The sequence below is a fragment of the Anaeromicropila herbilytica genome (assembly GCF_016591975.1).
Classification (GTDB): Bacteria; Bacillota; Clostridia; order Lachnospirales; family Lachnospiraceae; genus Anaeromicropila; species Anaeromicropila herbilytica.
The window spans coordinates 3,793,330-3,818,381 of record NZ_AP024169.1 but is presented as its reverse complement, the minus strand read 5'-3'; the positions used below and the strand labels follow the sequence as shown (position 1 = coordinate 3,818,381).

Annotated in this window: 20 protein-coding genes and 1 pseudogene; 8 read left to right on the top strand and 13 right to left on the bottom strand. The window is 32.9% G+C overall.

Annotation, left to right across the window (positions count from 1 at the left end):
• Positions 1–68: 68 nt before the first annotated feature.
• The 3 genes from bsdtb5_RS16540 to bsdtb5_RS16530 all read right to left on the bottom strand — a co-directional run bounded on the left by bsdtb5_RS16540 (position 69) and on the right by bsdtb5_RS16530 (position 1,739).
• Complete coding sequence (locus bsdtb5_RS16540; RefSeq protein ID WP_271713078.1) at positions 69–362, bottom strand: hypothetical protein; 294 nt, start codon at positions 360–362, stop codon at positions 69–71.
• A 95-nt stretch (positions 363–457) separates the two neighbouring features.
• Complete coding sequence (locus bsdtb5_RS16535; RefSeq protein WP_271713077.1) at positions 458–1,144, bottom strand: hypothetical protein; 687 nt, start codon at positions 1,142–1,144, stop codon at positions 458–460.
• A gap of 115 nt (positions 1,145–1,259) precedes the next feature.
• Positions 1,260–1,739, bottom strand: a complete 480-nt coding sequence (locus bsdtb5_RS16530; protein ID WP_271713076.1) for an S-ribosylhomocysteine lyase — start codon at positions 1,737–1,739, stop codon at positions 1,260–1,262.
• A gap of 234 nt (positions 1,740–1,973) precedes the next feature.
• Between bsdtb5_RS16530 and trpS the strand changes: the two genes are divergently transcribed.
• The 3 genes from trpS to bsdtb5_RS16515 all read left to right on the top strand — a co-directional run bounded on the left by trpS (position 1,974) and on the right by bsdtb5_RS16515 (position 5,752).
• Positions 1,974–2,978, top strand: coding sequence for a tryptophan--tRNA ligase (gene trpS, locus bsdtb5_RS16525; protein ID WP_271713075.1), 1,005 nt, complete (start codon positions 1,974–1,976; stop codon positions 2,976–2,978).
• 277 nt (positions 2,979–3,255) lie between these two features.
• Positions 3,256–4,530, top strand: a complete 1,275-nt coding sequence (locus tag bsdtb5_RS16520; RefSeq protein WP_271712180.1) for an IS4 family transposase — start codon at positions 3,256–3,258, stop codon at positions 4,528–4,530.
• 379 nt (positions 4,531–4,909) lie between these two features.
• Positions 4,910–5,752, top strand: coding sequence for a patatin-like phospholipase family protein (locus tag bsdtb5_RS16515; protein WP_271713074.1), 843 nt, complete (start codon positions 4,910–4,912; stop codon positions 5,750–5,752).
• Between the two features lie 203 nt (positions 5,753–5,955).
• Here the strand turns inward: bsdtb5_RS16515 and bsdtb5_RS16510 are convergent, their stop codons facing one another.
• From bsdtb5_RS16510 to aroC, 6 genes and pseudogenes are all read right to left on the bottom strand, one after another.
• The gene (locus bsdtb5_RS16510) at positions 5,956–8,583 is read right to left on the bottom strand and encodes a cation-translocating P-type ATPase (RefSeq protein ID WP_271713073.1); all 2,628 of its coding nucleotides are present in this window, start codon (positions 8,581–8,583) and stop codon (positions 5,956–5,958) included.
• Between the two features lie 432 nt (positions 8,584–9,015).
• Positions 9,016–11,221: pseudogene (locus tag bsdtb5_RS21975) on the bottom strand (extracellular solute-binding protein).
• Positions 11,215–12,033, bottom strand: coding sequence for an ABC transporter permease (locus bsdtb5_RS16495; protein WP_271713072.1), 819 nt, complete (start codon positions 12,031–12,033; stop codon positions 11,215–11,217). Before bsdtb5_RS16495 ends, bsdtb5_RS21975 begins: the two are co-directional and overlap by 7 nt.
• A complete protein-coding gene (potA, locus tag bsdtb5_RS16490) occupies positions 12,026–13,102 on the bottom strand; it encodes a spermidine/putrescine ABC transporter ATP-binding protein (protein ID WP_271713071.1) in 1,077 nt (358 codons plus the stop codon). Before potA ends, bsdtb5_RS16495 begins: the two co-directional genes overlap by 8 nt.
• 48 nt (positions 13,103–13,150) lie before the next feature.
• Positions 13,151–13,690, bottom strand: a complete 540-nt coding sequence (locus bsdtb5_RS16485) for a helix-turn-helix domain-containing protein (protein ID WP_271713070.1) — start codon at positions 13,688–13,690, stop codon at positions 13,151–13,153.
• A 726-nt stretch (positions 13,691–14,416) separates the two neighbouring features.
• A complete protein-coding gene (gene aroC / locus bsdtb5_RS16480; RefSeq protein ID WP_271713069.1) occupies positions 14,417–15,517 on the bottom strand; it encodes a chorismate synthase in 1,101 nt (366 codons plus the stop codon).
• A gap of 310 nt (positions 15,518–15,827) precedes the next feature.
• Here aroC and bsdtb5_RS16475 point away from each other — a divergent pair, with 310 nt between their 5' ends.
• The gene (locus bsdtb5_RS16475) at positions 15,828–16,046 is read left to right on the top strand and encodes a hypothetical protein (protein WP_271713068.1); all 219 of its coding nucleotides are present in this window, start codon (positions 15,828–15,830) and stop codon (positions 16,044–16,046) included.
• 353 nt (positions 16,047–16,399) lie between these two features.
• Here the strand turns inward: bsdtb5_RS16475 and bsdtb5_RS16470 are convergent, their stop codons facing one another.
• Positions 16,400–16,600, bottom strand: coding sequence for a chorion class high-cysteine HCB protein 13 (locus bsdtb5_RS16470; RefSeq protein ID WP_271713067.1), 201 nt, complete (start codon positions 16,598–16,600; stop codon positions 16,400–16,402).
• A 418-nt stretch (positions 16,601–17,018) separates the two neighbouring features.
• Here bsdtb5_RS16470 and bsdtb5_RS16465 point away from each other — a divergent pair, with 418 nt between their 5' ends.
• The 4 genes from bsdtb5_RS16465 (at position 17,019) to mgrA (ending at position 20,605) form a co-directional block, all read left to right on the top strand.
• Entirely contained in the window at positions 17,019–17,606 is a 588-nt protein-coding gene (locus tag bsdtb5_RS16465; RefSeq protein WP_271713066.1) for a S8/S53 family peptidase, read from the top strand.
• A gap of 180 nt (positions 17,607–17,786) precedes the next feature.
• Complete coding sequence (locus tag bsdtb5_RS16460; protein ID WP_271713065.1) at positions 17,787–18,947, top strand: N-acetylmuramoyl-L-alanine amidase family protein; 1,161 nt, start codon at positions 17,787–17,789, stop codon at positions 18,945–18,947.
• Between the two features lie 78 nt (positions 18,948–19,025).
• Positions 19,026–19,415 carry a bacteriohemerythrin gene (locus bsdtb5_RS16455; protein ID WP_271713064.1) on the top strand — a complete coding sequence of 130 codons (390 nt, stop codon included), beginning with the start codon at positions 19,026–19,028 and terminating at the stop codon, positions 19,413–19,415.
• A 206-nt stretch (positions 19,416–19,621) separates the two neighbouring features.
• Positions 19,622–20,605, top strand: coding sequence for an L-glyceraldehyde 3-phosphate reductase (mgrA, locus tag bsdtb5_RS16450; protein WP_271713063.1), 984 nt, complete (start codon positions 19,622–19,624; stop codon positions 20,603–20,605).
• 256 nt (positions 20,606–20,861) lie between these two features.
• On the opposite strand, the gene bsdtb5_RS16445 is transcribed toward mgrA, so the two are convergent.
• The 3 genes from bsdtb5_RS16445 to bsdtb5_RS16435 are packed head-to-tail and all read right to left on the bottom strand — an operon-like array spanning position 20,862 to position 24,980.
• Complete coding sequence (locus bsdtb5_RS16445; RefSeq protein WP_271713062.1) at positions 20,862–22,559, bottom strand: 2Fe-2S iron-sulfur cluster binding domain-containing protein; 1,698 nt, start codon at positions 22,557–22,559, stop codon at positions 20,862–20,864.
• A 2-nt stretch (positions 22,560–22,561) separates the two neighbouring features.
• The gene (locus bsdtb5_RS16440) at positions 22,562–24,442 is read right to left on the bottom strand and encodes an NADH-quinone oxidoreductase subunit NuoF (RefSeq protein WP_271713061.1); all 1,881 of its coding nucleotides are present in this window, start codon (positions 24,440–24,442) and stop codon (positions 22,562–22,564) included.
• A complete protein-coding gene (locus bsdtb5_RS16435; protein ID WP_271713060.1) occupies positions 24,435–24,980 on the bottom strand; it encodes an NADH-quinone oxidoreductase subunit NuoE family protein in 546 nt (181 codons plus the stop codon). The genes bsdtb5_RS16440 and bsdtb5_RS16435 overlap by 8 nt, the downstream gene beginning before the upstream one ends.
• Positions 24,981–25,052 lie beyond the last annotated feature (72 nt).

The window sequence follows — 25,052 nt, the reverse complement described above, 5'->3', positions numbered from 1 at the left end:
TGTAATAAAAGAAAAGCAAAGCTGGAATAGAAATGGTAGCATATTCCGACTTTGCTTTTTATGTATATTTAACGTTTGCTGTTTTTCTGTATTACATTTTCCATCATCACACGCATGGAATTAAATTTCTGCTTTTCTGATGGGGACATATCTTTCGTTAAGATTTCAAGAATTAAGTTTGTTTCTTCTGCAGTAAAAGATAAGCCCATAGTTTTTAATTTGGCATTGGCGCTCATTAAGCTAGGAAGAGATTTATCCAAAGGTTTTCCCTCTGCATCACCAATTAATTCAACGAGAACTGCTAATTTTCTAGGATCAATATTCTTCATTGCTGGATGGTTAATCCAAGACATATTCTTCATATTATCACTCCATTTCTTTTATTTAATTTAAATGAATAACAACTGAATATATAAGTATTTAATAAACATATTAACTGTGGAGTTTGAGTTAATGATTATGTGTTTAAATTCATGGTGCTCATTAACATACTAAGAGTATCGAAGTTGTTTTTTTGATCAGGTGGCATAAACGATAATAGCATTTCGAACATATTTGAATTATCATTAAAACCAAATGGATTGGAAGAAGTATTCTTCTGGTTGCTAGCAGAGGAGGGAGAAGCTGATGCTATTGTTTGATAGGTATTATAAAGGTTTTTAGCTTTCATAAAATTTATTATTAAATCAATGAAATCTCTTTCTTTTGGAGTGCAGACACTTTTTATTTCTAATAACATTCCTTCAGTATCTATTTTGTCTTCTCCAAGAGAACAAGCTGATAAATCATTTGGAGTATTATATTCACGAAGCGATTCAGTTAATTCGGTCATTTTTATAATCATATTAACATTTCTTCTTGATCTACTGTCTAGAAAAGGAGTTGCAGTTCGAAAGATGTCTAAACCATGCCTATTAAATGGATTATTTCCTCTCTGGTTATTTTGATTTTTTTGATTTCTCTGATTCTTTTGGTTCTTTTGATTCTTCTGATTTGGAATTGAAGCAATTTTTATCTGACTCTCATCCAAGGATTCCGCTGATGTAGTATCATTTCTATCACTATTCAATTCATTATTTATATCATCATTCCTGTTAACAGATGATGGATTATTATTTATATTCTCCTCCATTTTTATATCCATGCCTTTCTCCAATCTAGCTTTATCGATATAGTATATTCGAAACGAAAATAAAAAAGAACACTCTACACTTAATTCAAATAAAAGAAAGTAAGTGTAGAGTGCTCTTGTTTTACATTTAAACTGGATAGATTAGGTGTTCTTCGCTTATGTTATATAATACTTCGTTAAGAAAATGTTTTGCTAGATATTTCGCCATATTTAAGTTCATATCAAGATAATTTCCACAGCCAATTGCAGAAGCACCAGGAACGTCTCCTTCAAAGTCACGGATGAATTCATACATGGAAGTTAGTAAAGGTATTACGTCTTTTGATTCGTATTCACCTGCTAATAGTAGATAGAATCCAGTACGGCATCCCATAGGTCCAAAATAAATTGTTTTATTACCGTAAGTTTCATCATTTCTTAAATAAGTTGCTGCAAGATGTTCAATGGCATGCATCTCAGCAGTATTCATAACAGGTTCCATATTTGGTCTTGTCATGCGAATATCAAAAGTAGTAATCACTTGATCTCCAACTTTATCTTTTCTAGATACATATACTCCTTTTAATAATCTTAAATGGTCTATTGTAAAGCTTGCTATTTGTTCCATAGATAGTCCTCCTAATAGGTTGAAATTGATATTATTATAGCATTAATGAAATAGGAATGTAAATACATTAAAATTCACCATGCAAAATGGCCCATAAAGAGCACTTTTATAGTTTCTGATTCAACGGATAAAGTTAATTATTACTTCCAGAATTTTCGTCTAACTTTACAAAATAAGCTTGCTATGGTACACTTACCGTAAGAATATAATAGAAAAATATAAGGATGTGTTACAATGATAGATGGTAAAAAGACGCTATTTAGTGGTATGCAGGCAACAGGAAATCTTACATTAGGTAATTATCTTGGAGCATTAAAAAACTGGGTAACGCTTGATAGTGAATATGAATGTTTCTATAGTGTAGTAGATATGCATTCGATTACAGTAAGACAGAACCCAGCGGAACTAAGAAAAAGAGCTAGGGCTTTACTTACATTATATATTGCAGCAGGGTTAGATCCAGAGAAGAACTGTATCTATTATCAATCCCATGTATCTGCGCATGCAGAATTAAGTTGGATCTTAAATTGTTATACTTATATGGGTGAATTAAGTCGTATGACACAATTTAAAGATAAGTCTCAAAAACACTCAGATAATATTAATGGTGGTTTATTCACATATCCAGTCTTAATGGCAGCGGATATTCTATTATTCCAAGCGGATGTTGTTCCAGTTGGTATTGATCAAAAGCAACATCTTGAATTAACTAGAGATATTGCAGAACGCTTTAATAGTATATATGGTGATGTATTTACGATTCCAGAACCTTATATTGGTAAGATTGGAGCAAAGATTATGAGTCTTCAAGAACCAACGAAGAAGATGTCAAAATCTGATGAGAATCCAAATGGAAGTATCTATTTATCCGATGATCCTGATACCGTAATGCGTAAATTTAAGCGTGCAATCACTGATTCTGGAAGTGAAGTATTATATACTGAGGACAAGCCAGGGGTTAAGAATCTAATCGATATTTACTCCGCATGTTCAGGTAAGACACCAGATGAGATTGTTAGAGAATTTGATGGTAGGGGATATGGCGATTTTAAAATAGCAGTTGGTGAATCTGTTGTCAGTGTCTTAAAACCAATTCAAGACAAGGTAGATGACCTGAATAAGAACAAAGATTATGTGGATGGAATTATCAAAGCAAATGCTGAGAAAGCTTCCTATTATGCAAATAAAACATTAAGGAAAGTCCAGAAAAAGGTTGGATTTCCAGAAAGAATAAGATAGAATAGAAGTTCAGTGAAGAGACGTTTTCATATAGAAGACGTCTCTTCACTATAGGGATTAGAGTATTAAAGCCTTTCTTAGTGTACATTGTGTATATTGATGTATTATTATTAATTTTGGCGTAGTCCGGCCAATGTCGTCAACTTAAGAAGTTACAAATAAATACTGAACAAAAATCAAACATTATTTTGTCTAAAATGCAAATTGACAAACAAATGTTTGCTCCAAAATTTTAATAGATACATTTTTACTATTAAATTTTGGAGGACTTCATATTATGATTAAAAAAATATCATCTTTATTAAAATCAGTTAATAACCTTATTACTAGCGAAGAGTTTATTGAAAAACATAGGATTAATCAAAAAAGCTTTAATCGTAATCGAAAATTAACTTTTAAGGATATTATTTTATTCCTTTTAAGTCAGCCACAAAAATCTTTATCTGTGGCTCTTTCCGATTACATAGATTCTTCAAACCTTGCAATTGACTCAATTTCAAAACAGGCTTTTTCAAAAGCTCGCTTTAAAATTAAACCTGATGCTTTTCGTGAAATTTTTCTAATGACTACTGATGTTAATAAAACAAGATCAAACCTTAATACTTGGAATGGTCACCCTGTATTAGCGATTGATGGTACTTCATTGCAGATTCCTAACACAAAAGAAAATCAAACTTATTATGGTTCTAAAAAAAATCAATATGACCCTGTCGCTCTGGCTTCTGCTTCGGCTTTGTATGATGTTTTGAATGATAACTTACTTAATACAAAACTCGTTCATTATCGTACTTCTGAATTAGTTCAAGCCCAAACATTAATCGATGAATTTAATTTAAATCAAGTTCACGGAGAGAAAGCACCAATTATTATTTTTGATAGAGGTTATCCATCTAGAAAACTCTATGCGCAACTTCAAGAAAAGCAATGTTTCTTTGTAATGAGACATAAAACAAAGTCCCATGGTGCGTTAAAAGCGGTATATCAATGTAATTATGGTGATACTTCAATACAGTATTCTCATAACGACTGTTCCTATCCGCTAAGAGTTATAAAGTTTGATTTGCCATCAGGCTTACAAGAGACACTTGTTACAAATCTTTTTGACCCCAATATAACTGTTGAAATGTTTAAAGAACTATATTTTATAAGGTGGGGGATTGAAACGAAATATCGTGAAGTCAAATCGATATTAAAGCTAGAAAATTTTATGGGCATAAAACCGGAAGCAATTGAACAGGAATTTTATGCTGCGATGTTTGCTTCAAACCTATTATCAATGTTTGCTTCTGTTTGCAATGAAGAAATATCTAATATTCAACAGGAAACAAAGAAAACAACATGTTATAAAACAAATAGAAATATTCTAGTAAACTATCTTTTTAATAAGCTATATACTTTGATTTGTAACTATCGTATTGCTAAAAAGGTTATTAATAATTTGATAAAAATAGGTATAAAAAATCGCTCACAAGTACGTACAAACCGTTCTTATGAGCGAAAGAAAATGCGAAGCAGGATGAAGTTCTCCCAGAACACAAAATCCACTTTATAATATACATTATAAAACGAAAAACTGCTCGCTCATATAGTTTACACTATTTTTATAAATAATCAAATATGATGTTTTATTTTTGTACAATTTTTTGTAAACTTTTTTACTACAAGTGTTAAGTTGACGACATTGGTAGTCCGGCCGAGAGTATCGTTTATATTTTGTCAAGACTCAAAATAAAAATAGGAACGTGAGTGAGTATTTTTACTTGTTATGAGGCTTGTAAAAAATATGATACTAGAGGGAAAGGTAGCCAAAATTCATAATTATACAGCGATATACACTCAGTAAACAAAAACAAGGCTTTATGAATCTAGTACTATAGGGTTAATGAGAGACGGGGAAGTAATTAATACATGTTAGAAAGTGAGTGAATAAGATGTCAGTAGGATTAGTACTAGAAGGTGGAGGTATGAGAGGTATCTACACCGCAGGTGTATTAGAATACTTTATGGAAAAGGGGATAGAATTTCCATATGTAGTAGCAGTATCAGCGGGAGCATGTAATGCTACAAGTTTTGTAACAAAACAGAAGAAAAGAAACTTTAATGTTCTTACGAAATATATTAATGATCCAAGATATATTAGTCTGCGTAATTTGATTAAAAAAGGATGTATCTTTGATTTTGATTTTGTTATAGATGAACTAGGAAGAAAGCTAGAACCACTTGATATGGATGCATTCTTTCAGTCAGATATTCGTTTCGTCACTGGTACAACAGATATTACAACAGCGGAACCAGTTTATTATGAGAAATCAGAATATCAAGAGAGCTTTGATTGCCTTAGAGCGTCCTGCTCACAGCCATTCTTAGCCAAGATTATTGAATATAAGGGATTAGAATTATTAGATGGTGGAATATCAGATCCGATACCAATTGAAAAATCAATTGCTGATGGCAATGAATTTAACGTTATTGTCTTAACGAGACATAAAGATTATCAAAAGAAGAGAGAAGTAAATTATCGTATCTGTAAACATATCTATGGAGACTATCCAAAGTTAGTAGATTTGTTAATGACAAGGGATCAGATGTATAACAAGAAATTGGCATATTGTTATGAACTTGAAAGACAAGGAAAAGCTATAGTAATAAGCCCAGATGAAAAGTTACCAGTCAATCGTCTAGAGCGAAACCATAAAAAATTAGTTAACGTATATCGCTTGGGTATTCATGATGCAAAAAGTAAAGCGGATCAGATTCGTGAATTCATTGGCTAATCTATTGGAGAATTAGCATACATAGACAATAGAACTGATAGAGATAATCTATTAATTTAGTAGAGTGTAGAGCCTAAGAAAAAGGTAGAACCTTTTCTTAGGCTCTACCTTTTTGTACTTATACCTGTAATCATAAAAAATGGATCAATTACAGGTTGCTTTTATAGGCTACTTTAAGCATACATTTTGATTTCTTTTAAAGCTTATTTTTGAATAGCATTTTTAATAACTCTAGATAATTGAATCACAATCAAATTTAAGAATGCCAATCCATATATCGTTAATATTTGATTTATCTCTAATTGTACAACCTCGAATACAGAATAGAAGGCTGGAACGAAAAGCACAATATTAAGTAATATAAATCCAACTGCAAAAGCACCGATTAAATATTTGTTATTAAAGATTTCCTTTTTAAATAATATGAATTGTTCTGATTTACTATTAAAACCATGTACAAGTCTTGATAAACATAGGGTTGCGAATGCCATTGTACTTGCAGTTTTAATGCCACCATTTTCTAGGCCAATATAGTAAGCAGACATCGTTAATATAGCAATGATCAATCCTTCAAATAGTATATTAAGTAAGAAGGATTTCGTTAATATTGATTCGTCTTTTCGTCTTGGGGCATCCTTCATTACCTCTTTGGAATGCTTATCTAAACCTAACGCGATTGCAGGAAGACTATCTGTTAGTAGATTGATAAATAGTAAATGAACCGATGCAAAAGGTACTGCTAAACCTAAAAGTGAAGCATATAATACGGATAGAATACCAGCAGTATTACCAGATAACAGGAACTTAATTGATTTCTTGATATTTGCGTAAACATTACGTCCATTTTCAATTGCTTTTACAATGGTTGCAAAGTTATCATCAGTCAATACCATAGAAGCAGCATCTTTGGCAACTTCGGTTCCCGTAATACCCATGGCTACACCAACATCCGCTTGTTTTAATGCAGGTGCATCATTTACACCATCGCCTGTCATTGCAACGATGTTACCCTTTTCTTGCCATGCACGAACTATACGAATCTTATGTTCAGGAGATACCCTAGCATAAACACTTACTTTATCAACAAATGTTCTTAATTCTTCATCAGTTAATGATTCAATTTCTTCACCTTCTACCGCAATATCGCCATCTCTTAAGATTCCTATTTCCTTTGCAATTGCAGCAGCAGTAATCTTGTGGTCGCCAGTAATCATGATTGGACGAATACCAGCTTCGATACAACGAAGAACAGAATCTCTGGATTCTAGTCTTGGAGGATCCATCATAGCGATAAGGCCAATGAAAGTTAAATCATTTTCATCATCTAAAGTGATACTTTGATCAGTAACATTTTTATATGCAAACGCTAATACACGAAGTCCTTGTTCGGAATATTGCATATTCATTTTCTCAATATTTTTCTTATCGTCTTCGGTAATTTCTCTTACTTGCTGGTCAATTTCAATACTTGAGATACGATTTAATAGAACATCAACGGCACCTTTGGTAATCATAACATTTTGATTATCTATATTGCATAACGTAGACATTAACTTACGATCAGAATCAAATGGAACTTCACTGATACGTCCATATTGCCTTCTAATAAATTCAGGATTTACATTCTTATTATTTGATACTTTCTCGATCGTAAGAGCTAAATTAATTAATGCTACCTCGGTAGGGTCACCAACTTCTTTTCCATCGATATTACTAGCATCATTACATAATACACTGTACTTTAATAACTTATCTCTTGTTTTATTATCTAAGGTATATTGATCCGTCTTGTGAGTTTGAACATTCACATAAGCATGCATCACGGTCATTTTATTCTGAGTTAAAGTTCCTGTCTTATCAGAACATACGATAGAAACACTTCCAAGGCCTTCAACAGCATGAATTTTACGTATGATTGCATTTTCCTTAGCCATTTTCTGAGTTCCGAAGGCTAATACAATCGTAACAATAGAACTTAAGGCTTCTGGTATGGCAGCAACAGCTAGAGCAACAGCAAAGGTAAATGCATCAATTACGCTAGTTCCTTGTAATACACTAACTGCAAAGAGTACAGCACAGATTGCAAGTATTACAATGGATAAGTTTTTACCAAAACGATCTAGGTTCACTTGTAATGGTGTTTTGTGCTCTTTAGTTTCTTTTAATAGAGTAGCAATTTTACCAACTTCAGTATTCATACCAGTATTCGTTACTAAAAAGCTTGCACGTCCATAAGTAACAAAGCTACCAGCGTATACCATATTAATACGATCACCTAATGGTACTTCTTTTTCAATTATGAGATCTTGTTTTTCAACATTTAGACTTTCACCTGTTAGAGCACTTTCGTTCACTTTTAGACTTGCATTTTCGATGATACGACCGTCAGCGCAGATATAATCACCAGCTTCAAGTAGAACAATATCACCTACCGCAACTTCTCGTGATAAGATAATTTCCGTTACACCATCACGAATAACTTTTGCATTTGGTGTAGATAATTGTTTTAAGCTATCTAAGGATTTTTCAGCTTTCTTATGTTGAAACATTCCTAATATAGCATTTAGTATTACAACAGTAAATATTACAATTGCACCTTCCATATCACCTAGAAAAGCAGATATTGTTGCAGCAATTAGTAGTATAATTACTAAGAAGTCTTTGAATTGCTCCAGAAAGATAATAAACAAGCTCTTTTTCTGATTTCCTACGAGTTCATTATAACCTTCTTGAATTAATTTCTCTTTAGCTTGATCCTTTGTTAATCCATTTGGGTTTGTATGATATTTATCATACAGGCTTTCTTTACTTTGTTGATAGTCACGATTCATAGCATCTCTCCTCATTCAATAGTTTTTGAGCGCGCAAAAAAGACTTTTGCTGCATATGCTCGATGGTATATTACAACAAAAGTCTCGCTACTTAGTTACGAAGCAGATTATCTATCTTAATACATAAATAATCGAAATGACGCAAACGCAAACATATTGAAATGACATGTTAGCTACTCCCTTTTGATATCGATAATGTTATCAGAAAAAATTATAACTGTCAACAATATTTACTGTTTCATGAATTCTATTTGTGATTTTATATATAAAAAATGCACTTATACATTTGACTTTTTCTCCAAAAATACATAAGATTGGAAAAAATATTGGATAAGTGCATTTGTGTATTTGTTATTTTGTGGTAGTTAAATAGATGAAAACTATATCAATTGTAACTATAAATAGTCTTTCTTGAGCAAAATGCTGAAAATATTAGTGAGACTTAATTTCTTTCCATTGCTCATTATAATAGTCTTCCATTTTCTGACCAAGATAGTGGAAGGTTTCACAATTATCTAAAAGGGAAGCATCAGGAAAAGCTACTTTATTATTTTGTGTCTCTTTATCTAAAAGAGCCTTTGCAGCGGAATTAGGTGTTGAATATGTAATATAATCAAAGTTCTTTTTTGCAATATCCGCTCTGCATAGGAAATTTAAGAATTTCTCAGCATTTTCTTTATTCTTTGAATTCTTTGGAATAACCCAAGAATCAATCCATACGTTAGAACCTTCTTTTGGTACAACATATTCAAGATCTTTATTTTCACGTTTTGTAAAGTTTGCCTCACCAGAGTAGATAACGCTGATTGCAGCATCATTACCAATCATTTTGTCTCGAACTTCATCTACGAAATATCCTTGAACTAATTCTTTTTGTTTGATTAACAATTCTTTTGCTTGTTTGATTTCATCTTTATTCGTTGTATTTAAGGAATAACCTAAATAACGAAGAGCGATTCCCATAGCATCTCTAACACTATTAATCATTAAGATATTATCTTTATATTTTTTATCAAATAGAACAGACCAACTATCAATTGGTTCCTTTACCATCTTTTTGTTATACAGAATACCTAGAGTTCCCCAACAATATGGAACAGAATATTTGTTTTCGGGGTCAAATTCTTTTGACTTATCTAGGTAAGTCTTATCAATATTTTTTATGTTTGGTACATTATCAAAGTTGATTTCTGCTAGTAATTTTTCATCAATCATCCTTTGAATCATGTAATCAGATGGACAGATAAGATCATAATCAACAGCACCGGTTTTTACTTTTGGGTACATATCTTCATTCGTAACATAGAAGTCATAATGAACTTTAATTCCTGTTTCTTTTTCGAAGATATCAATGACATCTTCATCCATGTATTCACCCCAGTTATATACATAAACGTCGCCATTTTTACCAACATCGGATTTTTTACAACCACTTAGAATAAAAATGCTAGAAAATGCAAGTAGTAGTAATATTGAAGCTTTTTTCATTTTATAAGTTCCTCTCTTGATTGAAGTATATGATTTGCCCGACAAATGACCTGCTTAAGGTAGTCTAGGCAATTTACACAAAACAGGAAAACTCATGCTTCATTGAATATGTATAAGAAGATCTAGTTCTCAGTTCATTTTGTGTAAAACATATGCTAGGACAGATAACTCACTTCGTTCAGACAGATCTGTCCTAGCATATAACACGAAATGATCCGAGAACAAGATCTTCTAATACATATTCAAAGGCGCATTCGCTTTTTCTGTTTTGTGCAAATTGCCAGGTTAGTATTTGAATCAGGTCATTTGACGGGCAAATCATTATATATAGTTAGAGTAATAGAATCAACGTATTTTAAGCACGTTGATGCTTGCTTGATTTACTATTAATAATTAATAGAAGTACAAGTACAGTTACGAAGAGTAACGTAGATAGTGCATACATCTCTGGTTTAATTCCTTTTCTAACTTCAGTATATATCTTAGTAGATAAGGTATCAATTCCAGGACCCTTTGTAAAATGAGTAATTACAAAGTCATCTAAAGACATGGTAAACGCTAATAAAAATCCAGTTATTACGCCAGGAAAGATATCCGGTAAGATAACTTTAAAGAAAGCAAAGGCTGGAGTGGCACCAAGGTCAAGTGCAGCCTCATAAGTTGATTTATCTGTCTGTGATAATTTTGGCATAACACTTAGAACAACATAAGGTATATTAAAAGTAATATGTGAGATTAACACAGAGGTAAATCCAAGTTCAAAGTCAATTTTAAAAAGTTCACGAAAGCCTATAAATAATAACATTAAAGAGATACCAGTAACGATGTCTGCATTTAACATAGGAATATTTGTTATGTTTAAGAATAAGGACTTCCATCTTCTTTTCATAGAATTGATTCCAATAGAAGCGAAGGTTCCTAGCGCAGTTGCTATAAGCGCAGATAAAAACGCGATGATAAGTGTTGTAGTCAAAGCGGTCATAATCTGCTCATCGTTAAATAACTCGGTATACCATTCAAGTGTAAAGCCACCCCATCTTGCTCTTGATTTTGAAGCATTAAAAGAAAGGACGATTAATGTTAAGATTGGAGCGTATAGGAATAGGAACAATAAAAAAATATATATTCGCTGTGATATCTTCTTTACCATAGATTTGTTCCCTCCGATGCTTTATCATATTTGGCGATTAAAGCCATACTGAATAGAATAAATATCATTAATACAAGGGAAAGACCGGATCCTACATTCCAATTATTTGATACCGTAAATTCTTGTTCGATGACATTACCAATTAACAAGATCTTACTTCCACCAAGTAAATCCGAAATAACGAAAGTAGTCATTGCAGGTACAAATACCATAGTAATACCACTAACGACACCGGGAAAACTAAGTGGGAAAATAATCTTTATAAAAGTCTGAATATTATTTGCACCAAGATCTCTTGCTGCATTAATGGTATTGTTATCAATTTTAATTAGTACATTATAGATTGGTAATACCATAAAAGGTAAAAAGTTATATACCATACCAATCACAATAGCAGCTGGTGTATTGATGACATCAATTGTTGGAAGATGAAGAGCAGTAAGAGCGGTATTAATAATGCCACTTCGATCTAATAATGTCTGCCAAGCCAAAGTACGAAGTAAAAAGTTCATCCACATAGGAAGAATAAATATAAGCACGATAAAGCTGTTATTATTCATATTCATTCCCTTAAGAATCATTGCTAATGGATAGGCTAGGATCAGACAGATTAACGTACTTATAAATGCTAATTCTAAGGAAAGCCATAATGATTTTAGATTAATCGGATCTAGAATACTTTTAACATTATCGATTGTGAAGTTACCGTCCATAGCAGTAAAACCATAATATACGATTACAAATAAAGGAATTACGATAAAAGCTACCATCCAAAGTAAATACGGAAAGGATAGGAAGGTCTTTTTATTCATTCACGATCACCGCCTCTTCATCTTCAGAAGCAGGTTTATTCATAATCTGAATATTATATGGATCAACTTTTAAACCAACTTCATTTCCAACTGGGGAGAGAGTAGTACTATGTACAAGCCATTCATGACCATTTGCCATAACTCCCATTTCATAATGAACACCTTTAAAGATAAGGGAAGTTACTTGACCTTTGATAATACCATCCTCAGGTCTAACCAATTCGATATCCTCAGGACGAATGACTACGTCAACTGGTTGATTCTTACCAAAGCCAGTATCTACACAAGGGAATTTTGTTCCAAGAATATTTACCACTTTATCTTCAACCATTGTACTGGGAATAATATTGCTTTCTCCAATAAAATCAGCAACAAAGGCATTCTTAGGTTCATTGTAGATATCCTCAGGTGTACCAATCTGTTGGATGTAGCCTTGATTCATAACAACGATGGTATCCGACATCGTTAAAGCTTCTTCTTGATCATGAGTAACATAGATAAATGTAATACCTAATTCATTTTTTAAACGGATTAATTCATATTGCATATCTTGACGGAGCTTAAGGTCAAGTGCACCAAGTGGTTCATCTAATAGAAGAACTTTTGGTTCGTTTACGATAGCTCTTGCAATAGCAATACGCTGTTGTTGACCACCGCTAAGAGAGTCTACGGTACGATTCTCATAGCAATCTAGATTTACTAGTTTTAGAGCATACTTTATTTTATCTTGTATATAAGATTTTGATTTTTTCTTAATCTTAAGTCCAAAAGCAATATTTTCAGCAATTGTCATATGCGTAAAAAGAGCATATTTTTGGAACACTGTGTTTAATTGTCTTTCATTTGGAGGAAGCTTGGTAATATTATTTCCTTCAAAGATTACACTTCCTGAATCGGGGTTCTCAAAACCGCCAATGATTCGAAGTGTCGTTGTCTTACCACAGCCACTTGGGCCAAGTAGTGTTAAAAATTCATTTCTCTTGATATAGAGATTTAAATCGTCTAATACGACATTATTATTATAAGCTTTGCGTATATTAACTAGATCAATTAATTTATCGTTAGCCATTATGATTCCTCCTAAATCGTAAAGTTTATATAGTCATATTTATTCTGGTTAAAAACTTGGCGGTGTCGACACCCATATAAGAGTTGCACCAGTTTTTCCTGAGGCACTGATATGATGTTTTTTATTTGGAGTAAAATAAAAAGCTTCTCCTTTTTTCGCCTTGTAAGTCTTGTTACCAATGTGAATCGTAATGTTGCCATTCAGAACATAGCCAAATTCTTCACCTTCATGAGGATTATCAGGATATGTTGAGCCTCCAGTATCTAGTGTAAGGTAAATAGGCTCCATCATGTTTTTCTGAGCATTTGGGATAATCCATTTTATTTCACTTTTCAAGTCGGCGTCATATTTTTCGAAGAAATCTGTTTTCTTAAATACAACCTGTTCAGAAGAAGTATTAGTAAAAAATTCTTCTAAGTTCGTTCCAAGGCATTGAAGAATATCTACCAATGTTGCAATCGAAGGAGAGGTTAAGTCACGTTCTAATTGGGAGATAAATCCCTTAGATAATTCAGAACGGTCTGCAAGTTCCTCCTGTGTTAGTCCTTTTTGAACTCGAAGTTCTTTTATTTTATGTCCTATATTCATAATTCAAAATTCACTTCCCTTTTATTTTCATATCATTCCTAAGTTTGATGTTATTTTATAGATTAAGTGATTATTGGTCACACTGATGTTAAACAGTAAGTTTAGTTACACTAAACATATTTATTATAAGCATTATATGGAAGTTGTCAATATATTTATGAAAATTTATGCAGTTCTAGGTTTAAATTATTATAAACGTACATTAATACATAGCTTCCCAGTAATAAGTTTCTCGAATACTTGATAAATTCATATGTTAGGTTATCTAAATTACCATGATTCAAACTTTTTCATCGCTGCTCCATTTCCTCGTTTGGAAGTTACTAATGTTTTATCACTTTGATAAAACAGATATAAAAAGTTCAAACTCCTCACTTTGTTCGTCAAATAATTTAGTGTGGTGATTTCACTTACTTGCAAATGTGAAACACAAACGTTAAGAATGAAAGCATTTTTCTTTCACTCTTAATACAGCAATATACACTAAGTAAATTAAAATAAGACCTTTGACATCCTAACAAGTTAATAAAAATTACTTAGAGAAGCTGAAAAATGACATATTGTAGAAATGAGGTAGTGAATGGTGTCCTAAGCAACCTAGCATGTTTATCACATCAATACGTAAAAGAATAGCGTATGAATATAATACATAAAGAGACTGTGTCTCTGTATGAACTATAATCATACGCTATTTTATAAACTAGAATGTGATAAACTTATTAACTTCTATTTTTTGAAAAATTCTTTTACATTATCCATACGAGAAGTCATACTCATAAAAAGCATATCAACAAGGGTAATGGCCACCATGGACTCTACAACAACAACAGCTCTTGGAACAATAATAGGGTCATGTCTGCCTTTAATATTTATTGAAATATTTTCATTATCTTTATTTACTGTTTCCTGAGTGGATGCAATAGAAGGAGTAGGCTTAATTGCTGCTCTAAGTACAATATCGGAACCATCACTTAACCCACCTAGTATTCCACCTGAATGATTGGTATCTTTGGTAAGGATACCATTAACATAACGGAAGTTGTCGTTATTAATAGAGCCAGTGGAATTGGCGGATTCGAATCCTGAGCCGAATTCAATACCTTTAACTGAACCAATCGACATAACGGCTTTCGCGAGATTGGCATCTAATTTATCAAAATTAGGTTCGCCAACCCCTACAGGCATACCAGTTACAATACATTCTATGATTCCACCTACGGAATCTTTTTTTAACATTTGTTCTTGAAGAAAGTCTTCTGCTTTTAAGGAAGCTTCTAAATCAGGCATATAGAATGGACTTTTCATTCGATCATCTAAATTAGCTTTGCTTTCATTAATTGTAATATTGCCAATTGATTTGGTATAAGCAAATACAGATATACCAAGTTCCTTTAGTATGCTAGAAGCAATTGCGCCAGCTGCAACTCGAGCAATCGTCTCTCTACCAGAGGAACGGCCTCCACCACGGTAATCACGAAATCCGTATTTCTCGTCATAAGTATAATCAGCGTGTCCAGGTCGGTAATAAGAAGCAATGTCAGAATAGTCGCTAGAACGTTGTGATTGATTCATAACTACCATAGATATTGGTGTTCCTGTAGTAAGATTCTCAAACGTTCCTGAGAGTATTTCAACCTTATCACTCTCAACTCGTGGAGTAGAGTATTTGGTTTGACCGGGCTTCCTTCTATCTAAGAAGGTTTGTATTATTGCTTCATCGATTGAAAGTCCAGCTGGGCAGCCGTCAACAACAACACCAATCCCTTTTCCATGAGATTCACCCCAACTCGATATTCGAAATAAATTACCATAAATGGAACCTGACATAATATCACTCCTTTTTTATATTTTAGTTGTCTTATCACAATTATCATATTATCTATTCATTACTCAAACGCCTAGTTTTGTTTGTTAAACATAAGATAGTAAATTTATATGTTACATATTATATAGGCTAATAAATATTTGATTCATGCAAGCTTACTGATTAACGTGTTAAAGTTTAAAAGTACAGATAAGTTAAATTAATCTAATTATATAGGATAAGGGAAAATGATTCAAGTTTTTAAGGACATTTGTAGAAAAAATAACATATATTAATATATAGTAAGGATACAAAGAAGAGGAGAATATAGAAATGGATTATAGGAAGAAAGAAAATCAATATATAGATTATGAATTTTATGATTATCAGATGCAGCAGGATGATTCTGATGATTTTGATATATTAGGTGACTTAAAAATAGAGTCATCTGGATTAATTATTGAAGATAATACGGTATATGAGATTGACGAGGAATGTATTAAATGTTTGAAAGAAAGATTAAAGAATAAGGATAAATTAATAAATAACTAATTCAAGCTTATAGTAACTATTTCAATGAATACTTGATAAATTCATCTATAAAATAAACATATAAGGAACTTTATATACTTGTAAAAGTAAAAGTCACTACAGTGTGTTACGTTACAATTATGGTAATAAATATTGTTTTGTATGAATTTATCAAGTATAGTATAGAATTTAATATGGAAATTTGACTTAATGAAACTTAGAATTGTTTTAGAATGCATATATACGAAAAAAGCTGCTTTAAGCAGCTTTTTTCGTATTACTTTTCTGATTGAAAGTTTTCAGGTCTCATATAACAAGTTAATTAAGAAACTACGAATACAGAGATTAAGCAATAAATTAAGTTTTAGTTGTTCCTAGAAGAAAGAGTTTCCGCCGCAAAGGCAAAGAATAAGTAAAATCCAGATAATACAGCTGCAGTCGCCGTTACTACTTCCAAATCCACCAAATCCACTGCCATTTCCGCAACAGCATAATAATATTAAGATAATCCAAATACAGCTATTATTATTAGAGTCACATCCTCCACCACAACTAGTTGCTGCTAAATCACTCATTTTTGTTCCTCCTATAAATTAATTATAGTGTATCTTATGTAACACTGCTTGGTCATTTTCCTATTTATTTCAACTTTTTTAAAAATAATTTTCATCTTATAATGACATTTTTAGACTATTGCAGGATATTTTCTTATCAAATAAGGATAAATGAAGAGAACAACACAAGATGCAAATTCTGAAAATTAGATTTTGGTGAAAAGGAGATTATCATAAGAATAAGTTTTTCGTTATGATTAATAACTTCTCATAAAATAAGAGTCTCAATCAAGCCTAAATCTGAATATTATATATGGATAATGTGAAAATGATAGTTTCACCATCCAATTCATTACATTATGTTCTAATGTTTAAGTGAACCTATTGTATGAGTTTCATAAGTTGAATGTGGACTTTAGGGTGAGAAGAAGGAGATAGGTTGGATAATTTTATACTACTATATTTCGTGCTCGTAATTGTTAGTAAGAGAAGATTAGAAGATAGTGGATATGATAATCTTTACATTAATAATATTAGAGAACCAAATAATAAAGTAATCACAAAGCCTGACAAAAAGCATGTTCAACTCATTGTTAAGTGTGATGAATATGAAAATAAACAGTATGAGATTGAAAGATTTGGAAAGATTATCTATCACTTACCTATGATAGACTCTTTTGTTATTGAGGTTAAGAAAAATAAGCTTAAGTATATTGAAACAAATAATGATAAATGGCAAGTAGAAGTGGATGCTCAGATTATGGCGCAAATGAATCATTCAAGAAATCTTTTAGGAGTTAATTATGCTCATGAAAGAGGAATTAAAGGAGAAAAGATTGGTGTAGCAATCGTAGATACTGGAATAAGTCCACACCCAGACTTTGTATATGGAGATAATAGATTGGTTGCGTTCAAAGATTTTATTAATTATCGTAATGAACCTTATGATGATAATGGCCACGGTACACAGGTGTATGGTATGATTATAAAAATGAGTTGCCAGACGAATGAACTATTAAGGAAGTAGTCCAATTTGCACAAAACAGAAAACTCATAAGAATTAAAAAAACTGTAAGAATATATTAAGGACAAGTACAGAAAAAACTGGTATAATGGGGGATATGAGCTAATAGATGTTGAAAGTGACTTTTAAACTCAGTATTTCGTGAATATACATAGTTTTAAATGAAGAAAGAGGATAAGAAAATTGAAAAAGTTTAGTATGAATAAAGCATTTTTTATGGTATTATTTATTATGCTATCACTAACGTGTACTAATAAAGTACATGCCCAAAAAGTACATGCCCAAAATGGGCATACCAAAAATGGACAAGTTCTTAATTCAGGTACGAATAAATCAAGTCCAGCAAGTAATAGTAAACAAGATTCGAAGACTGGTGATAGTTCTGAGGTAGTAGATAATAGTGAAGATGGAGATGAAGGTTCCAGTAGTACCGAGGAACCAGATGATTATTCAATAAAAATATTAAGAAGTGAAGATGTAGAGAAAGATAATATTACAACAAAGGATGATTATATCAATCGCCAGTTTATTATAACAATTCCAGGAGATTATGTTGACTTTTATAATGAAAATGTTCCCGAAGAAATGGATGATTCCATCAAATCAATTTCTGTCAAACTAGATAGTAATGGTGATACAAAGATTTATTTAAAAACAAAAACAGTTAGAGCATTTGCAGTTGAAGAGAATGATGAGGCTATCTTTGTAACTGTGATGGCACCAAAAGATATGTATGGTAAAATTGTTGTGATTGATGCGGGACATGGTGGAACTGATCCTGGAGCTATGGGGAATTCTTTAGTTGAGAAGAATCTTACGCTTAGTATTCTACAGCATGCAAAAGAATATTTAGATGGAGAATCTGATATTAAAGTTTATTACACTAGACTTACTGATTTTGAGAAAATGATAACAAAAGGAAAATCTACAGATCCAATAAAGACGTCAAAAGCATCATTAATAGCAAGGTATACATTTGCAAATGAGACGCAAGCAGATTTATTTATTAGTATTCATATTAATGCAGCCGGTAAGACAGCAAAAGGTACAGAAATTGAATATTCTCCAAATAATCCAAGAACCAATCGTATGGGAATATCTTCGAATCAATTAGCAAATTTATGTTTGCCTAATTTATTAAGTGCAATCAATAGTACCAATCGTAATATTAAACCAAGACCAAATCTAGCAGTGCTTAAATATACGAAAATGCCTGCCATATTAATTGAATCAGCATTTTTAACCAATAAAAGTGATGCTAAAGTGCTAGCAGATGATTCAAAGAGGGATGAAATAGGGTATGCTATCTATAGCACCATTCTACAAGCATTTGAAGAATATTAGATATTTAAAATCTATATTAAATAAAAATTAATATAAATACATAAAATGAGATAATAAAATTATACGGAGGATAATTACATGTTTGAAATGAAAGAGGAATATTTAACAGGAATTACTGAAGTTGATGATCAACATAGGGAATTATTTCGTATCGCAAAAGAGGCATACGAATTATTAAATCAAGATTTTATTGCAGATAAGTATGATCATATTGTAGCTATCATTGAGGAATTAAGGAATTATACCAAAAAGCATTTTGCTGATGAAGAAGCTTATATGGAGAGTATCGGTTATAAAAGAATGTTTACACAGAAGATGGAACATAATCAATTTATTGAGAAATTAGAAGAAATTAATTTAGATGACATTGATAATAATCAAGTTGAGTCATTACTTAAAATCCTAGAATTTTTAGATTATTGGTTAGGACACCATATATTAGAAAATGATATATTAATTGGAAAGTAATATACACATAATTAATAAAATATGAAGTATTATATAAAGCCTCGAATTAATTTCGAGGTTTTTAGTATATTATTATATTATATAAATGTATAATATAATACAAAAAGACAAGCTTATATAACCTTGACTCAACCAAGTTCTATGTTGTAAAGTAAAAAGAAATTGTTTTATAAATATGTGGTTTTGCTATTTATAGGAGGAGAAGAATGTATCAAGCAAGTGAAAAAAGATATGAACAAATGCAATATATTCATTGTGGGAAAAGTGGGTTAAAATTACCTAGGGTAGCACTAGGCTTATGGCACAATTTTGGTTCAGTTGATCCATTTGAGAACCAAAAGGCATTATTGTTTAAAGCATTTGATCTAGGAATTACACATTTTGATTTAGCAAATAACTATGGTCCAGTTCCAGGTTCTGCAGAAGAGAATTTTGGTAAGGTATTAAAGGAAGAGTTTAAAAGCTATAGAGATCAATTAATTATATCTACAAAAGCAGGATATACCATGTGGGAAGGCCCATACGGGGATTGGGGATCAAGAAAATATTTATTATCAAGTTTAGATCAAAGTCTAAAGCGTATGGGGCTTGATTATGTAGACATTTTCTATCATCATAGACCAGACCCTAATACTCCATTAGAAGAAACAATGAATGCATTATCTGATGCGGTAAGACAAGGAAAAGCCTTGTATGTAGGATTATCGAATTATAGTGCAGAAGACACAAAAAAAGCAGCAGCAATCTTAAGAAAAAATAAGACTCCTTGTATTATACACCAACCAAATTATAATATGTTTAACCGTTGGGTAGAGGATGGATTATTAGATGTATTAGAAGAAGAAGGAATTGGATCAATCGCATTTTGTCCATTAGCACAAGGAATCTTAACAGATAAATATATCAAAGGAATCCCAGAAGGTTCAAGAGCAACGAAAAGTGTATTCTTACATGAAAATGATATTACAGAGGATAAGATTAATAAGGTTATAAAGTTAAATGAAGTTGCAAAAGATAGAGGACAGTCATTAGCGCAAATGTCTTTATCTTGGGTACTACGCAAAAATCGTGTGACAACTGCATTAATAGGTGCAAGTAAAGTAAGTCAGATTGAAGCTAATGTCGAGATTGTTAATAAATTAGATTTCACTGATCAAGAATTGCAAAGAATAGAAGAAATATTGAAGTAAAACTTATGCGAAGTTTGAGTTATCATCATGAACGCATTACTACTAAAATTGAAGATTTTAAGCATACAACATATTAAAATAATAAAACCATCATCGATGAATTTGTTGCAATAGGAAACTATTTGCTTTATCGATGATGGTTTTTCTATGAGATATTATAAGTTTAATAATGCTTAATAAGGTCAGTCACGCAGTTATTAATTATCACATTCATTTTTTTACTGCGACATTTGAGGCTATTAGTATAAATTAAGTATTATCTATCAGTGTAGTTCACATGAAGTAAGGAATGGGCTTTATCTTTTAGTAATCCATCATATAAAGAGAGTACCATAGGATTTTCTTCGGAACTCTTTACTTGAGATAGACGATCTGCACTGTATAGGCCATCCGCTCTCTTAACTTTTTTATTCGCAAGTCCAAAAGGTTGACCAGCACCACCAATGCAACCACCTGGGCATGCCATCACTTCAACTAAATCATATTGAACATTACCACTTTCTATTTCTTCTAACAATAACTGAGCATTATGTAGTCCATGTACAACTGCTATTTTTATTTCATGATTATTAATCAGAACTGTAGCTTCTTTCAAGGCAGACATTCCACGAACACCGCAGAATTCTAGGTCCTTAAGTGTAGCAGAGGTCTTCTTTGAATAGCATCTTCGAATAACTGCCTCGGCAACTCCGCCCGTTGCTCCGAAGATGACACCTGCACCACTTCCCATACCGAATGGCATGTCTGTTGCATTATTCTCAAGTTCTCTAAAGATTAAGCCACTTTGCTTTATCATAGTACTAAGTTCTTGAGTTGTGATGACATAATCAACATCAGGTACATTATCGCGTAAGAATTCTTCTCTTGCTGCTTCATATTTCTTAGCAGTACAAGGCATGATAGCAACAACAATAGCCTCCTTCTTAAGCGTATCTTGTATGGATTTATAATGTTCTTTTAATACGGCCGCGAACATCTCCATTGGAGATTTACAAGAAGAGATATGAGGTAATAATTCTGGCTTATTCATTTCCACATAGCGAACCCAAGCAGGACAGCACGAAGTGAAAAGTGGAAGGTTTTCACTTTTTTCAAAACGTTCTAAGAATTCATTCGCTTCTTCCATAACGGTTAAGTCAGCGCCTAAGGTAGTATCAAATACCTCGTCAAATCCAATTCGTTTTAATGCAGTAACTAATTTGCCAATTACATTATCACCTGCCTTTAAGCCGAATTCTTCTCCGATAGCAACCCGAACAGCTGGAGCTATTTGTACAACAACGTGTTTGGTAGGATCAAAAATTGCATCCCATACACGGTCAATATCTTGTTTTATGGTAATAGCACCTGTTGGGCAAACAGCAGCGCATTGCCCACAGTTAATGCATTTGGTTTCACTTAATTTTCGATTAAAAGCTGGCATCACTTGAAGGTTAGAACCACGATGTACAAAATCTAGAATACCCATTCCTTGAATCTCGTCACATACGCGAACACAATCTCCACATAGGATGCATTTATTATTATTTCGAACGATTGCAGGACTAGAGGTATCTAACTCAATCGTCTCCCTGGTATCTTGAAAACGAACACGATTGATTCCTAAGCGAAGAGCTAATTCTTGGAGCTTACATTTACCATTTTTCTCACAAGTTGTACAATCTCTGCAATGGGAGGAGAGGAGTAGCTCTAATATCATCTTGCGATGTTTCTGTAATTTGGCGGTATTTGTTCTAATCTTCATTCCATCTTTTGGTATCATAGAACAAGATGCTTCAATAGAGCCCCATTCGTTTTCTACTACACACATTCTGCAAGCACCGTATACAGAAAGTTCGGAGTAGTAGCAGAAAGTCGGAATATCGATTCCTGCTTTTCTTATTACTGAAAGTACATTTTTTTCTCCATCAAAAGGTACTCTCATATCATCAATATACATGATTCCTTTGCTCATGATTATGCCTCCTTAATTGCTTTAAATGGGCAGGCAGTAATACATGCACCACATTTAATGCATTTTGATGAATTAATTTCAAAAGGTTCTTTCACTTTTCCAGAAATTGCACCAACAGGGCAAGTTCTTGCACATTTACTACAGCCTTTACACTGATCTTTTTGAATAACAATTTTCTTTAAAGCTTGGCAATCGCCAGATGGACATTTTTTATCTACAACATGAGCAATATATTCGTCTTTGAAATACTTTAAGGTACTTTGAACTGGTGATGCAGCAGTTTTACCTAAGCCACATAGAGCGGTTTTGGATATGGTATCTCCGAGCTCTTCTAAGAGATCAAGATCATCAATTGTACCATCACCATGAACAATTCTCTCAAGAATCTCAAGCATTCTCTTTGTTCCTTCACGACATGGAACACATTTACCACAGGATTCATTTTGAGTAAAGTTCATAAAGAAACGGGATACTTCCACCATACATGTGTTTTCATCCATTACAACGAGACCACCAGATCCAATCATTGCGCCTACCTTCTTAAGACTATCAAAGTCAAGGGAGAGATCAAGATGTTCTTTGGTTAGACATCCGCCAGAAGGTCCTCCAATCTGAACAGCTTTGAATTCCTTGTCATTCTTAACCCCACCGCCGATATCAAAGATTATCTCTCTAAGAGTGGTTCCCATTGGAACTTCAATTAATCCAGTATTGTTAACATTACCTGTTAGGGCAAATGCCTTAGTTCCGGGACTATTTTCAGGTCCTATGGATTTGTACCAGTCGGCACCTTTTGTAATAATCAATGGAACATTAGCATATGTTTCAACGTTATTTAATACTGTAGGCTTACCAAATAGACCTTGTTCCACGGTTCTTGGAGGTTTGACACGAGGCATACCTCTTTTTCCTTCGATGGAAGCAGTTAAAGCACTACCTTCCCCACATACAAAGGCACCAGCGCCACGGTTGATATGTATATCAAAATTGAAGTCAGAACCTAGAATATGTTCACCTAATAATCCTAGTTCTTTTGCACTTTTTATGGCAGCCATTAATCTACTTACTGCAAGAGGATATTCTGCACGCACATAGATATATCCTGTATTAGATCCAGTAGCTAGTCCAGCAATCATCATTCCTTCAAGCATTTTATGAGGGTCGCCCTCCATGATACTTCGGTCCATAAAGGCACCTGGGTCACCTTCATCACCATTACATACAATATATTTTACTGGCTCTGTTTGTCTTAATACCTGTTCCCATTTTCGCCCAGTTGGAAAGCCACCGCCCCCACGGCCACGTAGATTAGATTCACTGATTTGTTTGCAGATGTCCTTACTTGTCATTGTAAATAAGGCTTTGGTAAAGGCTTCGTAGCCATCCTTAGCAAGATATTCAAGAATATCAAGAGCATCACTACTACCACAATTCTCAAGAACTAGACGAGTCTGCTTTTTATAGAAAGGAATATCTTCTTGCTTACGATAGGTAACATCGTTAATCTTATAAAGAAGTCGATCGATAATCTCGTTATTCATAATGGTACTTTCAACAATTTCTTTACAATCTTCAAGCTTTACCTTTATGTAAAGGATTCCTAGTGGTTCTATTTTTAAGAGTGGGCCCATTTCGCAGAATCCATGACATCCACTTTTCTTAAGACCTATGTTGTCACCATGTGGTTCCTCTTGCAAGGAGACACATACATCTAGGCCCTTCTCTTCGCATAATTCTTTTATTCTATCGTAGATTAGGAGAGAGCCACCTGCGACGCAGCCAGTACCACAACAAACTAAAACCTTTATTTTTTGTTCATCGAGTGATCTTTTAGCGAAAGAACGAAGAGTATCTAATTCTTCTAGATTGTTTAGTCTATTCATTATTTTTCCCTCCTGTTTCCTTCATATCATTGGAACTAGAAGCAGTTTCTAACGAATCTACAGAATCGTTTTCTCGTATACTAGTTAATAGTTCCATAGCTTTATCTGGTGTCATTGCAGGATGAACCGTATCATTGAGTGTCATTACGGGCGCAAGACCACAAGCCCCGAGGCAAGATACGGTTTCTAGGGTGAAAAGCATATCATCTGTAGTTGTTTTATGTGCACTAAGATTCAGTTCTTTTCTTAATCGTTCTAGAATTGGAATTGATTTTCTGACGTGACAAGCTGTTCCGTCACAAATACGGAGAATGTATTTCCCTTTTGGTTCAAGAGAAAAATTTTCATAGAAAGTGGCAACACTATATACCTTTGCAATGCTTAATTCTAATTTTTCAGAGATGTATTCCAAAATCTCTTTTGGAAGATAGTGATATTCTGTCTGAATATCTTGCATTATTGCGATGAGATAGGCTTGCTGCATACCATATGATGTTAAAATCTCATCAACTTTAGTGAAATCATGAGTTATTTCCATAGTTGTTCCTCCAGTTTCAATTGTATAAGTTGATGTAACAAAGTTAGAATAATAATGTAAAATTATTGCATT